The sequence below is a fragment of the Streptomyces araujoniae genome (assembly GCF_050871195.1).
GTDB lineage: Bacteria > Actinomycetota > Actinomycetes > Streptomycetales > Streptomycetaceae > Streptomyces > Streptomyces bacillaris.
Map to the genome: position 1 here is coordinate 62,780 of NZ_CP194070.1, position 13,132 is coordinate 75,911.

The 13,132-nt window shown below is 73.0% G+C and carries 13 protein-coding genes; 5 read left to right on the plus strand and 8 right to left on the minus strand.

What is annotated here, in order from left to right; genetic code table 11:
* Positions 1-186: 186 nt before the first annotated feature.
* From ACQ9ZG_RS00295 to ACQ9ZG_RS00325, 7 genes are all read right to left on the minus strand, one after another.
* Positions 187-1,140: a carbohydrate ABC transporter permease gene (locus tag ACQ9ZG_RS00295; RefSeq protein WP_028417018.1), complete on the minus strand. Its 954-nt coding sequence runs from the start codon at positions 1,138-1,140 to the stop codon at positions 187-189.
* Between the two features lie 19 nt (positions 1,141-1,159).
* Complete coding sequence (locus ACQ9ZG_RS00300; RefSeq protein ID WP_109914612.1) at positions 1,160-2,128, minus strand: carbohydrate ABC transporter permease; 969 nt, start codon at positions 2,126-2,128, stop codon at positions 1,160-1,162.
* Between the two features lie 3 nt (positions 2,129-2,131).
* A complete protein-coding gene (locus tag ACQ9ZG_RS00305) occupies positions 2,132-3,484 on the minus strand; it encodes an ABC transporter substrate-binding protein (RefSeq protein ID WP_109914613.1) in 1,353 nt (450 codons plus the stop codon).
* A gap of 625 nt (positions 3,485-4,109) precedes the next feature.
* On the minus strand, positions 4,110-4,271 hold the full coding sequence (locus ACQ9ZG_RS00310) for a hypothetical protein (RefSeq protein WP_165272765.1): 162 nt from the start codon (positions 4,269-4,271) through the stop codon (positions 4,110-4,112).
* A 174-nt stretch (positions 4,272-4,445) separates the two neighbouring features.
* Positions 4,446-5,003 carry a DUF6630 family protein gene (locus tag ACQ9ZG_RS00315; protein WP_109914614.1) on the minus strand — a complete coding sequence of 186 codons (558 nt, stop codon included), beginning with the start codon at positions 5,001-5,003 and terminating at the stop codon, positions 4,446-4,448.
* A gap of 151 nt (positions 5,004-5,154) precedes the next feature.
* Positions 5,155-5,400, minus strand: a complete 246-nt coding sequence (locus tag ACQ9ZG_RS00320) for a hypothetical protein (protein ID WP_146225495.1) — start codon at positions 5,398-5,400, stop codon at positions 5,155-5,157.
* Between the two features lie 11 nt (positions 5,401-5,411).
* Positions 5,412-6,116 carry an alpha/beta fold hydrolase gene (locus ACQ9ZG_RS00325; protein WP_109914615.1) on the minus strand — a complete coding sequence of 235 codons (705 nt, stop codon included), beginning with the start codon at positions 6,114-6,116 and terminating at the stop codon, positions 5,412-5,414.
* 197 nt (positions 6,117-6,313) lie between these two features.
* Between ACQ9ZG_RS00325 and ACQ9ZG_RS00330 the strand changes: the two genes are divergently transcribed.
* The gene (locus ACQ9ZG_RS00330) at positions 6,314-8,347 is read left to right on the plus strand and encodes an ATP-binding protein (protein ID WP_109914616.1); all 2,034 of its coding nucleotides are present in this window, start codon (positions 6,314-6,316) and stop codon (positions 8,345-8,347) included.
* A gap of 172 nt (positions 8,348-8,519) precedes the next feature.
* Positions 8,520-9,773, plus strand: coding sequence for a serine hydrolase domain-containing protein (locus tag ACQ9ZG_RS00335; RefSeq protein ID WP_499279603.1), 1,254 nt, complete (start codon positions 8,520-8,522; stop codon positions 9,771-9,773).
* 93 nt (positions 9,774-9,866) lie between these two features.
* On the opposite strand, the gene ACQ9ZG_RS00340 is transcribed toward ACQ9ZG_RS00335, so the two are convergent.
* Positions 9,867-10,712 carry a PepSY domain-containing protein gene (locus tag ACQ9ZG_RS00340; protein WP_109915380.1) on the minus strand — a complete coding sequence of 282 codons (846 nt, stop codon included), beginning with the start codon at positions 10,710-10,712 and terminating at the stop codon, positions 9,867-9,869.
* A gap of 185 nt (positions 10,713-10,897) precedes the next feature.
* Between ACQ9ZG_RS00340 and ACQ9ZG_RS00345 the strand changes: the two genes are divergently transcribed.
* The 3 genes from ACQ9ZG_RS00345 to pfkB all read left to right on the plus strand — a co-directional run bounded on the left by ACQ9ZG_RS00345 (position 10,898) and on the right by pfkB (position 13,053).
* Positions 10,898-11,146, plus strand: coding sequence for a DUF6296 family protein (locus ACQ9ZG_RS00345; RefSeq protein ID WP_028417026.1), 249 nt, complete (start codon positions 10,898-10,900; stop codon positions 11,144-11,146).
* 201 nt (positions 11,147-11,347) lie between these two features.
* A complete protein-coding gene (locus ACQ9ZG_RS00350; protein WP_099220191.1) occupies positions 11,348-12,109 on the plus strand; it encodes a DeoR/GlpR family DNA-binding transcription regulator in 762 nt (253 codons plus the stop codon).
* Positions 12,106-13,053: a 1-phosphofructokinase gene (gene pfkB, locus ACQ9ZG_RS00355; protein ID WP_028417028.1), complete on the plus strand. Its 948-nt coding sequence runs from the start codon at positions 12,106-12,108 to the stop codon at positions 13,051-13,053. The genes ACQ9ZG_RS00350 and pfkB overlap by 4 nt, the downstream gene beginning before the upstream one ends.
* The last annotated feature ends 79 nt before the right edge of the window (positions 13,054-13,132 follow it).

Sequence of the window (13,132 nt, forward strand, 5' to 3'; positions counted from 1 at the left end):
GCGGGTTCCTTTCGGACGGGCGCGGTCGCCGGCGGGGTGTGCCGGTCCGCGCAACAGGGAGGAGCTGGGGGTTCTGGCGCCGCCGCCCCGGAGCGGGGCGGGATGGCGGGGGCGGCGGCGGGTCCGGGTGGGCCTTCGGTGCGGGCTCTCAGGGCGGGGTCTCGGAGGTGGGGCGGGTGCGGCGGGTCAGCCCTTCGTGGAGCCCGCGCTGATCCCGGCGATGATGTGCCGCTGGAAGACCAGGAACATCAGGACCATCGGGATGCTCGCGATGACCATGGCGCCGATCAGCACGGTCAGGGGCACGTTCTGGGAGAGCTGGACCAGGGCGACGCTGATCGGCTGTTTGCCGGTGTCGGAGAAGACCATCAGGGGCCAGAGGAAGTCCTGCCACACGGCGACGAGCGCGAAGATCGAGACGACACCGAGCACCGGGCGGGACAGGGGCAGCACGATGGACCGGAGCGTACGGAGCCGGCCCGCGCCGTCGATCTCCGCCGCTTCCAGGACGTCGCGCGGGATCTGGTCGAAGAACCGTTTGAGCAGATAGAGGTTGAAGGCGTTGGCGACGGCCGGGAGCCAGATGGCGAGCGGGTCGTTGAGCAGGTTGACGTGGATCAGCGGCAGGTCCGCGATGGTCAGGTACTTCGGTACGACGAGGGCCTGGACCGGCACCATCAGGGTGGCCAGGATCCCGCCGAGGATCACCGTGCCGAAGACCGGCTTCAGCTTGGAGAGGGCGTAGGCGGCGGCCGTGCAGAAGACGATCTGGAGCACCCAGGCCCCGGTCGCCTGGACCACGGTGTTCCACAGGTGGGTGGGCAGCCGCATCAGGTCCCAGGCGTCGGTGTAGCCGGTGACCCGCCACTGCTCGGGGACGAGGGTGGGCGGGGTGCGCACCACCTCCTCGGGCGGTTTCATCGCGCCCGTGACCATCCAGTAGACGGGGAAGAGGAACGCGAAGACGAAGAGGGCGGTGACCAGGGCGAACACCGCCCAGTAGGTGACCTTGCCGCGCCGCCGGGCGAGTGCGAGCGGGGAGACGAGCGTACGTACGGACCGCTCGGCGGTGGCGTCCGCGGACCGCCGGGACGGGGCGGCGGGGGGCCGCTGTACCGGGGGCGGAGCTGTCTGGGTCATGGTGGCGGGCCCTCCTTGCTCAGTCGGTGCGGGTGAGTCGCAGATACAGGGCGGAGAAGGCGCTGAGCACCAGCAGGAGCAGCACGCTCAGGGCGGACGCGCCGCCGAAGTCGTTGTAGAGGAAGGCGTATTTGTAGATGAGGTAGAGCACGGTGACGGTGGAGTTCTCCGGTCCGCCGCCGGTGATGACGAAGGGTTCGGTGAACACCTGCATCGTCGCGACGATCTGCAGGAGCATCAGCATCAGGATGATGAACCGGGTCTGCGGGACGGTGACGTGCCGGACGCGCTGCCAGAGCGACGCGCCGTCCAGCTCGGCCGCCTCGTACAGCTCGCCGGGGATGCCCTGGAGCGCGGCGAGGTAGATGAGGACGGTGCCGCCCATGTTGGCCCAGGTGGCGACGATGACCAGGGACAGGAGCGCGGTGTCGGCGCCGTTGGTCCAGTTCGAGGTCGGCAGGTGGAGGAAGCGCAGGACCTCGTTGGCGAGGCCCGCGCCCGGATCGTAGAACCACTTCCACAGCAGGGCGCTGACCACCGGCGGGATCATCACCGGGAGGTAGACGACGACCCGGAAGAACGCCTTGGCGTGGCGGAGTTCGTTGAGGACGAGGGCCATGACGAACGGGACGGCGAAGCCGATGACCAGGGCGAGCACGGTGAAGGTGAGCGTGTTGCGCCAGGCGGCGGCGAACTCGGGGTCCTGGAAGACCCGGGTGAAGTTGGCGGTGCCCACCCACTGCGGGTCGGAGCCGGGCGTGTACTTCTGGAACGCGATGATCACCGACCGGACGGCCGGGTACCAGGAGAAGAGGATGAAGCAGAGGAGGCCGCCGGCCAGGAAGGCGTAGGCGGTGGCCTGGTCGGCGATCCTCCGGCGCCACGGGCGGTGGGGCCCGCGGCCCGCCGGGCGGGCGTCCCCCGGAGGAGGCGCCGTGCCGACGGGCCGCGTCACCGCGGGTGGGGCGGGCTGGGACGTGGTCTTCATGCCTCAGCCCCGGGAGAGGATTCCGTCGATCTTGGACTGGGCGTCCTTGAGGAGCCGGTCGATGTCGGCGTCCTTCTTGGTGAGGACGGCGGAGACGGCACCGTCGAGGACGGCGTAGATCTGCTGGCCGTGCTTGGGCTCCAGCTTCATGTCGAGCTGCTGGCCGCCGTCGATGAACGCCCGGTAGTTCTCCACCGGCACGTTGGCCGAGGCCTTCTTCAGCTCCTGGTCCTTGGCGTCGGTGGCACCGGTGAACAGGCGGGGCTCGGGCAGGCCGACCGGTGACTTGTCCTCGGCGGCGCGCGCGTAGTTGTTCATGTAGCCCTGGCCGGGGGTGAGGAAGGTCCACTCCAGCCACTTGAGGCCGGCCCTGATCTGCTCGGGGGTGGCCTTCTTGTTGAACATGTAGCCGTCGCCGCCCATGAGGGTGCCCTTGCCGCCGGGCATCGGGGCGAACGCGAGGTCCTCGTACTTCCCTCCGGCCTCCTTCACGATGCGCGGCACGTTGTCGGGGGCGGCGAGGTACATGCCGAGCTTGCCGGAGCCCATCATCTGGAGGGTGTCGTTGATGACGAGGAGCTGCTTGGTGCCCATGGAGTCGTCGCGCCAGCGCATGTCCTTGAGGTTCTGCAGGACCGCCCGGCCCTCGGGGGTGTCGACCGTGGCCTTCTTCCCGTCCTCGCTGACGACCGAGCCGCCCTGCGAGTAGATGTGGGCGGTGAAGTGCCAGCCGCCCTGGTTCTGGGCGCTGTACTCCGCGAAGCCGACGGTGCCGTCGCCCAGGGCCGCGATCTTCTTGGCGGCGGCCTGGACCTCGGGCCAGGTGGCCGGGGGGTCGGCCGGGTCGAGGCCGGCCTCGGTGAAGAGCGCCTTGCTGTAGAGCAGGCCCATGGAGTAGTTGGTGCGCGGGATGCCGTAGATCTTGCCGTCGACCGTGTAGGCGTCGCGCAGGGGCTGGGCTATGTCCTTGTACGCCTTGAGGTCCTCGACGTACTCGGTGATGTCGGCGGCCTGGTTGATGGAGACGACGCGTTCGGTGTCGGTGAAGTACGTGTAGAAGACGTCCTCCATCTGACCGCCGGCGAGCTTCGCGTCGAACGTCTTGGGGTCCTGGCACGGGAAGGCGTCGTGTGCGACGACGTCGATGTCCGGGTTCTGCTTCTCGAACGTCTTGACGTCCTCGTCGAACCGCTGGTGGTCGATCTTCGCACTCGGCTGGGGCCAGCAGTTGACGGTGATGCGCGTCTTGCCGTCCGCCGCGCTCCCGCCCTCGGAGTTGCAGGCGGCCAGTCCGGTGACGGCCAGTGCGGTGGCGACGGCGGCGGTGCAGGTACGGCGGAGCACGGAACTTCTCATCGGAGGACCCCTCTTGGGCAGGAGTGCGGGAAGCCCACAGCCCCCGGGCTGTGCGGCGGAGCACACTCAACCACCGCCGACTAATGTCCGCAAGATGTCGCGCTGATTTCGTAAATCATTGACAGCAATACCCCGTAACGAACGACAAGCCGACGACAAGCGCCCGCAAGCCGAGGCGGCCACGAGGGCCGGACGGTTGCGGGCGGCGGGAGACGCGCCGGCGCGGGGAGTGCGGGGGGGAGAACCGGGTTCCGCCGCGGACCGGCGGGAGCGGGGAGGGCGATGCGCCGCGTAGAGGCGGCGGACCCCGGGCCGCCGGGCCGAACGCCACCCTGTGGGGTCAGGACGTTCTGGGAGCGCTCTCCGCAAGGACGTGCGGGCCGCTCACCGGGGCGGAGACGAACCTTTCAGGACCCTTCCGAGGTCGCCTGTCAGGCTCGGCCGCCGGGTGGCCGCGGTAATGCCGGCGCCTCTCGGGCACTCGGCCGGACCGCGACCCCACCCATTCATGTCGCCGACGGCTGCTCAGTAAGCCATCGCCTTGGATACGCAAGAATGCGGCAATAGTTGCACGACGTTTATCGCCTCGTGATGGACATGCCCACCGTCGGCGACGGGCCCGGGTCTAGCGGGCGGCGGCGGACGGCCGTACGCCGCCGAAGTCGACCGCGCGGTCCGCGTCGCGCAGAACCTCCTCGGCCACGCGCCGCACCTCGGCGAGCACGTCTCCCTGCTCCTCCACGAGGCCGGCGTAGATCGGCGCTTCGATGCTGTCTGCGGAACTCATGATCATTTTCCCCGTCGGGTCTGGGTGCGAAAAGCCCCGCCGGTCGGCGGAGCGGGGGCGAGTGTACGTGGTGGGCGGCGGAGCCCGCGATTCCCGGTCCGGGGACCGAGACGGCCCCGGACCTGCCGGAACGGCGACCCGGCCGTGCCCCGGCGGCGTCCCGGGGCGGTCGGCTCAGCCTCCGCCGGGGCCCGTGCCGAGGTGCTGTACGGGGAATCCGGCAACGGCGGCCAGCGCGGTCAGCTCCTGGGCGCGGGCCGCCGGCAGCACCGCGACCGGGTAGCAGTCGGACTCGATGTCGAGGACGGCCAGCGCCGCGCCGACCTCCCGGTAGCGGCGGCCGCAGGCGTGCAGGAAGGCGTCCGTCGGCAGGGCCGGCTCCGGCACCCCGGAGAGCTTCCACGGGTCCGCGGAGGGCCGCGCCCCCAGCCCCTCCAGCTGGGCCCGGATCTCGTGGGCGTCCTCCTTCCAGTCGAACTCGGCGAGCAGCCCGTGGGCATGGAGCGCGTCGATGAGGGCGATCCAGGCGAGGTTCTCCACCGGCTCGTCGATGCCGCGCTGGTCGAGCCTGTCCTCGAAGGCGCTCACGTAGTCGCGGGGGCGGTCGTGGGCCTGCAGCACCTCCTCGGCGACCGAGGGGTGCGCCGGGGCCAGCAGCGCGGCGATCCCGGCGAGGGCGTCACGGACGTCCTCGGGGGTGCGGGGTGCGCGGGACTCGTGGGGTGCGGACATGGTGGTGCTCTCTCCTCCTGCGTCCGGCGCGCGGGCTTCGGCGGGCGCGCTTCGGCACGCATGCTTCGGGGTGCGGCCGGGGTGGGTGGTGCGGTCCCCGCGGTCGTGCGGGGTGGTGGGGTGCGGGAGGGGCCCCGGACGGGCCCCGGCGCTAGCGACGCCGTCGTCCCGCCGTGGGCAGGGGGCGGTGGCCCTCGGTCCACTCGTTCACCCAGCCGCAGCCGGAGCAGGCGTAACGGCCGTCGAGCCCCGCGATCTGGGTGCCGCACCGGGCGCATCCGATGTACGTGATCTCCGGGTGCTCCGTCCCCGGCTCGGCGCGGGCCGCCGCGGGCTCGGGGCGCGGCGGCTGCGGCTCGGTCCGTGGGCTTTGCCCGGGCTTCGGGTCATGCGGCACCGTACCCACCGTCAGCGCCCCTCTCCGGCGGCGTCCAGCAGGACACGGGCCAGCTCACGGGGGCGGGAGAACATCGGCCAGTGCCCGGTGTCCATCGTGACCAGCTCCCACCGCTCCCCCGCCAGCAGCTCCGCCACCTCGCGGCTCGGCCGGTCCCCGTCGAGCAGGCACTTGACGTACGTCGCCGGGAGGTCGGCCTGCGGGGTCGTCAGGACGGCCGGTTCGGTCAGGGTGGCGCCGGGGTGCGGGGTGGCCCCCGCCACCAGCCGGGCGACCTCCTTCTCGCTGAGCCCCTGGCCCGCGCAGTCCGCCGCCGTCAGCGGGGGCCAGAAGCCGTCGTGCGCCGCGATCGACGCCTCGACCTGCGCCCGGCCCTCCGGCCAGCTGGAGACGAACGAGCCGCCCTCGACGGGAACGCTCGCGTCGACGAAGACCGCGCGGGCGAGCCGGTCACCGATCCGGCCCGCCGCCTGCCCGACCGGAATGCCCGAGTAGCTGTGTCCGACCAGCACGACGTCCCGCAGATCGAGGCGCTCGACAAGGCCCACGATGTCGTCGACATGGGTCTGCTGCCCGGCCTTCACGCCCTGCTTGTCGGCGAGGCCCGAGAGCGTCAGCGGGTGGACCCCGTGCCCGGCCGCACGGAGGCCGGGGAGCACGTCGCTCCAGGCCCATGAGCCGAGCCAGGCGCCCGGCACGAGTACGAAGTTCGTCATGGCAGCAACGTAACGCAGGGGTCCGACAATGCCCCGGGCCTCCCGGGGACGCCGCCGGAAGCGCACCGTCGACCGCACGGACCGCCCTTCCGGATCTGCCGACTTCCGATCGGACATCGGCCATTGTCAGCCGTTTCTGACTGCTTTTCGCTATGGACGGAGGCCGCGGGACCGGGCGAGGCAGGATGGCCTGTGTGATGGGCAACCTCCCTGTCGTGACGACCAGCTTCGTCGGCCGCGACAGCGAACTGGACAGCATCGACCGGGCACTTCGGGACCACCGGTTGGTCACCCTCAGCGGGAGCGGCGGCGTCGGCAAGAGCCGCCTCGCGCTGCAGACCGCCGGGCGGGTGCGCGACCGGTACGGGGACGGCGTGTGGTGGGCCGACCTCTCCCATCTGGACGACGACCAGCTGCTCACCACGACGGTCTGCGACGGTGTGGGGCTGCTGGACCACAGCGCCCGCCGTCCGGTGGCCGCGCTCTGCGAATGGCTCTCCGACCGCCGGCTGCTGCTCGTCCTCGACTGCTGCGAGCGGCTCGTCGACTCCTGCCGGCAGCTCGTCACCGAACTCCTCGCCGCCGCACCGGGGCTGACCGTCCTCGCGACCAGCCGTCAGCCGCTCGGGGCTGAGGGGGAGCACGCCCTGGAGGTCCATCCGCTCTCCGCGGGTGAGGACGGCGACGAGGCCGTCCGGCTCTTCCACGACCGGGCCGCCGACGTCGTCCCGGGGCTGGCGCTCGACTCCCCCGGCGACGCGGCCGCCGTGGCCGAGATCTGCCGGCGGCTCGAAGGGATACCGCTGGCCGTCGAGCTGGCCTGCGCCCAGCTCCGCGAGAGCAGCGCCCAGGAGATCACCGGGCGGCTGGTCTCCCGGCTGGACGCGCTGAGCGACGACACGCTCTGGCCCCGCCGCCACCGCGCCCTGCGCACCACGATCGGCTGGAGTCATGAGCTGTGCGCCCCGCTGGAGCGGCTGCTCTGGGCGCGGCTCTCGGTCTTCCGGGGCGTCATCACGGCGGCCGACGCCGAGGCGGTCTGCTCGGGCGGCCCCCTGGACGCCGGGACGATCACCCCCGCGCTGGAGAGCCTCGCCGAGCAGTCCGTGCTCCGGCGGAGCGGCGACGGCTACCGGATGCTCGACACCCTGCGCGAGTACGGGGCGATGTGGCTGGCCGAGCTGGCGGAGGACGCGCTCTTCACGGACCGGCACGCCCGGCACTTCGCCCAGACGGCCGTGCAGGCGCACGCGGGCTGGCTGGGCCCGCGCCAGGTCGAGTGGTACGGCAGGGTCGCCGCCACCCACGCGGATCTCTGCGCGGCACTGGAGCACCTGCTGGCCGAGGACCCCGAGCGGGCGATGGAGATGGCCGGGTGCGCCGGGCTGTTCTGGAGCTGCTGCGGCCATCTGCACCAGGCCCGCACCTATCTGGAGCGGGTGCTCGCGCTGCCCCTCTCGGCCGGTCCGCACCGCACCCGCGCGCTCTGGGCCCTCGGCATCACGCTGACCCTCCAGGGGGACCACGAGGCGGCCCGCCGGGTCGGCAAGGAGTGCGAGGAGGCGGCCCGGCTCGGCCGGGACGTTGAGGGGGCGCTCGCGGCGGCCCACTCCATGAGCTTCACGTATCTGATGATGGGCCGGCCGCAGACCGCACACCTGGTCAGCGACCACGCCCTGCGCCGCCACCCGGGGGACCCGGCCGACGCCCCCTCCCGGATGCGCTGCCGGGTGATACGTCTCTTCGCCCTCTCGGCCCTCGGCCGGCTGGACGAGGCGTACGGGGAGGCCACCCGGCTCCAGCGGCTGAGCCTGCGCTTCGGAGAGCACTGGGCGCGGGCCTACGCCGATCACCAACTCGCCCTGATCCACCTGCTCCAGGGCCGCCCCCGGCAGGCCGAGAGCCATGCCCGGGCGATGCTGGCGAGCAAGCACCGGCTCCACGACAGCCTGGGCATCGCCCTCGGCCTCGATCTGCTCGCCGGTGCCATCGCCGCCCGGGGGGACGGGGTCGAGGCGGCCCGCACCTCCGGTACGGGACACACGTACTGGCGGATCATCGGCCACCCCCACCGCGGCACCCCCGAGCTGGGGGCGATCCGGGAGCAGTGGGAGCTGCGGGCCCGGCAGGCGGCCGGTGACACGGCGTACGAACGGGCCTACCGCCGGGCCTCGGCCGACGACGCCGAGCGCGGTCTGGCCCACGCCCTGGAGCGGCAGCTCCCCTCCTGACCCGCCGCTCGGGCCGCTGGACGGGTGGCGGTGATCGGCCGGATGGTCCACCTCGCGGGCAGGTCCCGGCCGGCCGCCCGATGCTGGGCTCGCGGCAGCCGGTGGCCAGGGGCGTGACCGACCTCCCGAGGCACGGTCCGCCGCCCCGACCACACCTCCAGGAGGTACGCCCGTGCCCACACGTCCCCTGCCGCGCACCCCTTCCCGTCGGCCGGTGCGCCGGTCGCCGGCGCCCCGGCCGCTGGTGCGCAGAGCCGTCGTCGCCGCGGTGGCCGCCGCCTCGCTCGCCGGGCTGATGGCCGGTCCGGCCCGCGCGGGCGGTGATGGCGGGGAAGGAGGCGACGGCGGCCCCGCCGACCGGGAGTTGCAGCGCAGGCTCCAGGCGTTCGTCGACACCCCCGGCGGTCCGCCCGGGGCCATCGCCGTACTGACCGCCGGCGGGCACAGCGAGGTGTACCGGGCCGGTACGGCCGAGGTCGGCACCGGGCGGCCGCCCCGGACCACGGACCACATGCGGATCGCCAGCGTGGCGAAGGCCTTCAGCGGCGCGGTCGCGCTCCACCTGGCCGACCGGGGGCGGATCTCGCTGGACGACACCCTGGGCCGGTGGCTGCCCCGGCTCCCCGCGGCCTGGCACCGGGTCACGGTCGCCCAGCTCCTCGACCACACCAGCGGGCTGCCGGACTACACCCGGTCCCCCGCGTTCATCGAGGAGTTCGCGGCCGATCCGCGCCGCCGCTTCGACTCGCGCACGCTGCTGCGGTACGTCGCCGGGGAGCCGCTGCGGTTCCGGCCGGGTTCGGCGTACCACTACTCCAACTCGGACAACATCGCCGTCGCCCTGATCGCGGAGGCCGCCACGGGCACCCGGTACGAGCGGCTGCTCGACGAGATCGTGTACCGGCCGCTCGGGCTGCGGGAGACCTCGCTCCCCCAGGGGTACCGGCTGCCCCGGCCGTATCTGCACGGGTACGCCCTGGACCCGCCCACCCCGCCGGAGGACCTCTCCACCGCGATCAGCGCCTCCGGGGTGTGGGCGTCGGGCGGCATCGTCTCGACCCCGCGCGACCTGGGCGCCTTCATCCGCGCCTGGGCCGACGGCCGGGGCCTGGGTCCGGCGGTCCGGCACCGGCAGCTGACGTTCGTCGCGGGCAGTTCCGAACCGGCGGGTCCCGGGCGCAACGAGGCAGGGCTCGCCCTCTTCGCGTACCGGACGCGGTGCGGGACCGTGTACGGCCATACCGGCAACTTCCCCGGCTACACCCAGCTCGCGGCGGCCACCGAGGACGGCAGGCGGTCGCTGACCGTCTCGCTCACCTCCCAGGTCAACAGCGTCACGAACCCGCGCCTGCTGGCCACCCTGCGCGTCCTCCAGGAGGACTTCGTCTGCCGGCTGCTGAAGCGGCCGAAGCCGCACGGGGCGTAGGAGGGACGGGGTACGGGAAGAAGGGGCACGCCGGGTGTCCGGCGTGCCCCTTCTTCGGGTCCTCGATGGAGCGGCGGCCCGTCCGGGGACGGGTCAGTCGTTGTCGGTCTCCTCGCGGACGATGGTGTCGTTCTTGGCGTCCACGTCGAACGTGGTCTTCTTCCAGTCGGAGCCGACCACGTCGACCGACCAGATCACACCGTTGCCGTCGTTGTCGTCCAGGCTGACGGAGGTGACGGTGCCCTTCTTCTTCTCCGTGGCGACCTTGGCGGCCTGCTCGGGCGTCTGCGTGGCCTCGGCGAGCCACCGCGCCGTCTGCTGCTTGTCCTGGTCGTCCTGGTCCTCGTCGACGCGGGCGTCCATCACCTTGCCGTCGACCGCGTTGATCCGCACCGTGTGGATGGTGCCGTCCTTCTCGGCCACCTCGGCGACCCAGACCGGGCCCTCGGCCCCCGGGCTCGCGCTGGGCGAACCGCTCGCGGTGGGGCTGCCGGTCGGGCTGCCCGTGGGACTGCCGGTCGGGCTCGCCGCGTCCGTGGGGCTCGGGCTGCCGGTGGGGCTCCCGGTCCCGGTCGGGCTGGGGCTCTCGTCCCGGTCGTCGTCGTCGACACCTTCCAGGTCCAGGTCGACGAGCTTGCCGCCGGCCACTTCACCGACCGCGGTCGTCGCGGCGTCGTCGAAGGTGGTCTTGGTGGCGTCCAGGACCCTCTTGCGTTCCTGCTGGGCCTCGGTGAGGTCCGCGCTGGCCGACGGGGACGCCGTCGTCTTCTGCGGGAGGACCTTGGCCGCTTCGGTGGCCGAGGACGTCGCGCTGTCCGAACTCTGACCACAGGCCGTCAGCAGCAGAGCGGCGGCCGCCACGCAGGCGGCGGCGCCGGTGACCTTGAGGTTGCGGGAGCGTGGGGAAGGACGATTTTTTCGTCGGGGGTCAAGTCTCATGTACCGATGCCTAGCCCCTGCCGCCGTCGGTCATGTTGTCCTGTCGGTCGGAGTCACCCGATCGACCGGTCGCGCCTCCACCCGTTGGCCGCCGCGAGGCTCCTCACCTCTGCCCGGGCAGCGTGCGCCCGGGTGCGAAACAATGGGGACAGGGCCGGTCGTCGTGGCCCCGCCGGGAGGCCGTCATGGAGCACACGGAGCGCTACGAACTCATCTTCCGGATGTCCGGCGCCGAGGACGACGTGGTCACGGTCCGGCTGACCGCCCGGACCGGGGCCGGCGGATCCCCGGTGTACGAGGACGAGACCGGGATCGTCCGCGCCGAGATCAGTGACCGGGGCGAGGTGCGGATGCTCGCCAGCGGCGGCCACCAGGTCCCCGGCACCCCTCTGCTCGCCCGGCCGCTGAGCGAAGGCGTTTCCGGCAGGCGCTGATCGGCCGGGGACGGCTCGAGGACGCGCGGGGCGCACCGACTGGACGGTGCGCCCCGCCGACGTACGCACGGAACATACGCCCCACCCCTCTTCCTGCCCGCCCATGCCCACCCCTCGCCCGAATGTGTTTACTTTCCCGAACCACGGACGTAACCTGACCGCGAAACAACAGACTCAGGCATGGAACGGACACGAAACCACATGTACGCACCGGAGCGTCAGCAGGAGATCCTCCGCCTCGCCCAGGAGAGCGGCCGGGTCGACGTGCTCTCCCTGGCCGAGGAGTTCCAGGTGACCGCCGAGACCGTCCGGCGCGATCTGAAGGCGCTGGACCGGGCGGGCCTGCTGCGCAGGGTGCACGGCGGTGCCATCCCGGTGGGGCGGCTCGACTTCGAGCCGGACCTCGCCGAGCGGGACGCCGTGGCCGCCGACGAGAAGGACCGGATCGCGCAGGCGGCGCTCGCGGAGCTGCCCCCGGACGGCAACGTGGTCATCGACGCCGGGACGACGACGGCCCGGCTCGCCGCGGCCCTCCCGGTCGACGCCTCGCTCACCGTGGTGACGCACGCGTTGCCGGTGGCCGCCCGCCTGGCCGACCACCCGGGCATCGCCCTGCATCTGGTCGGCGGCCGGGTCCGGCACCGGACGCGGGCCGCCGTGGACGCCTGGGCGCTCGGCTCCTACGCGGAGATCAGCGCCGACGTCGTCTTCCTCGCCACCAACGGCTTCGCGCCCGACAGCGGCCTGACCACGCCCGACCTGGCCGAGGCCGCCGTGAAGCGCGCGGTGGTCAGGGCCGCCCGCCGGGTCGTGCTGCTGGCCGACTCCGGCAAGTTCGGGCAGCGGCACTTCGCCCGCTTCGGTGACCTCACCGATGTGGACCTCCTCATCACCGACACGGGGCTCAGCCCCGACGACGCCCGCTCCATCGAGAGCCGGGGCACGGAAGTGGTACGCGCATGATCCTCACCGTCACCCCCAACCCCAGCCTGGACCGCACCTACGAGCTGCCCGGCCTGGTCCGCGGCACCGTCCTGCGGGCCACGGCGGACCGCGTCGACCCGGGCGGCAAGGGCATCAACGTCTCCCGCGCGGTCGCGGCGGCCGGCCATCGCACGGTCGCCGTCGCCCCCATGGGCGGCCCGGAGGGCGACCTGCTGGCCCGGCTGCTCGGGGAGCACGGCATCGAGGCCGCCGGAGTGCCGGTCACCGGCAGCACGCGGATCAACGTCACGCTCGTCGAGCCGGACGCCACCCTCACCAAGATCAACGCGGCCGGTCCCGAACTGAGCGACGCCGAGGCCGAGGACGTCCTGGAGGCGGTGCGGACCCGCTCCGCAGCCGCCGACTGGATCGCCTGCTGCGGAAGCCTGCCGCGCGGACTGCCGCCTCGGTGGTACGCGGAGCTGGTCGCCCGGAGCCACCGGGCCGGGGCGCGGATCGCGCTGGACACCTCCGGGCCGGCGCTGACCGCCGCGCTGCGGGAGGGACCCGACGTGATCAAGCCGAACGCCCAGGAGCTGGCCGAGGCCGTCGGCCGCCCGCTGGCCACGGTGGGCGACGCGCTCAAGGCCGCCGAGGAGCTGCGCGAGCGCGGGGCCGGAGCGGTGCTGGCCAGCCTGGGCGCCGACGGCCAGCTGCTGGTGGAGGCGTCGGGCGCCTATTTCGCGACCGCCCGTGTGGCCACCGTGCGCAGCAATGTCGGCGCCGGGGACGCCTCCCTCGCCGGGTTCCTGACGGCGGGCGGGCAGGGGCCGCGCGCGCTCGCGTCGGCCGTCGCCCACGGGGCGGCGGCGGTGCAGCTGGCGGGGAGCCTGATGCCCACCCCGGCCGATCTCGACCTGCCTGCGGTCACGTCGAGCGCCGACGTCCCCCGGGACCGCCCGCTGACGGAGCCCGTCCCGTGACCGCCGTGTCCCGGGCACCCCACGGCCCGCCCCACGACCGTCGTCACCCGTCCCCCATGACCACCGTCCTCTCCCCCGG

Excerpts from the sequence above, each read along its gene's own strand:
- ACQ9ZG_RS00295 (WP_028417018.1), bottom strand. The coding sequence starts at position 1,140 with ATGACCCAGACAGCTCCGCCCCCGGTACAGCGGCCCCCCGCCGCCCCG.
- ACQ9ZG_RS00300 (WP_109914612.1), bottom strand. The coding sequence starts at position 2,128 with ATGAAGACCACGTCCCAGCCCGCCCCACCCGCGGTGACGCGGCCCGTC.
- ACQ9ZG_RS00305 (WP_109914613.1), bottom strand. The coding sequence starts at position 3,484 with ATGAGAAGTTCCGTGCTCCGCCGTACCTGCACCGCCGCCGTCGCCACC.
- ACQ9ZG_RS00310 (WP_165272765.1), bottom strand. The coding sequence starts at position 4,271 with ATGAGTTCCGCAGACAGCATCGAAGCGCCGATCTACGCCGGCCTCGTG.
- ACQ9ZG_RS00315 (WP_109914614.1), bottom strand. The coding sequence starts at position 5,003 with ATGTCCGCACCCCACGAGTCCCGCGCACCCCGCACCCCCGAGGACGTC.
- ACQ9ZG_RS00325 (WP_109914615.1), bottom strand. The coding sequence starts at position 6,116 with ATGACGAACTTCGTACTCGTGCCGGGCGCCTGGCTCGGCTCATGGGCC.
- ACQ9ZG_RS00330 (WP_109914616.1), top strand. The coding sequence starts at position 6,314 with ATGGGCAACCTCCCTGTCGTGACGACCAGCTTCGTCGGCCGCGACAGC.
- ACQ9ZG_RS00340 (WP_109915380.1), bottom strand. The coding sequence starts at position 10,712 with ATGAGACTTGACCCCCGACGAAAAAATCGTCCTTCCCCACGCTCCCGC.
- ACQ9ZG_RS00345 (WP_028417026.1), top strand. The coding sequence starts at position 10,898 with ATGGAGCACACGGAGCGCTACGAACTCATCTTCCGGATGTCCGGCGCC.
- ACQ9ZG_RS00350 (WP_099220191.1), top strand. The coding sequence starts at position 11,348 with ATGTACGCACCGGAGCGTCAGCAGGAGATCCTCCGCCTCGCCCAGGAG.
- pfkB (WP_028417028.1), top strand. The coding sequence starts at position 12,106 with ATGATCCTCACCGTCACCCCCAACCCCAGCCTGGACCGCACCTACGAG.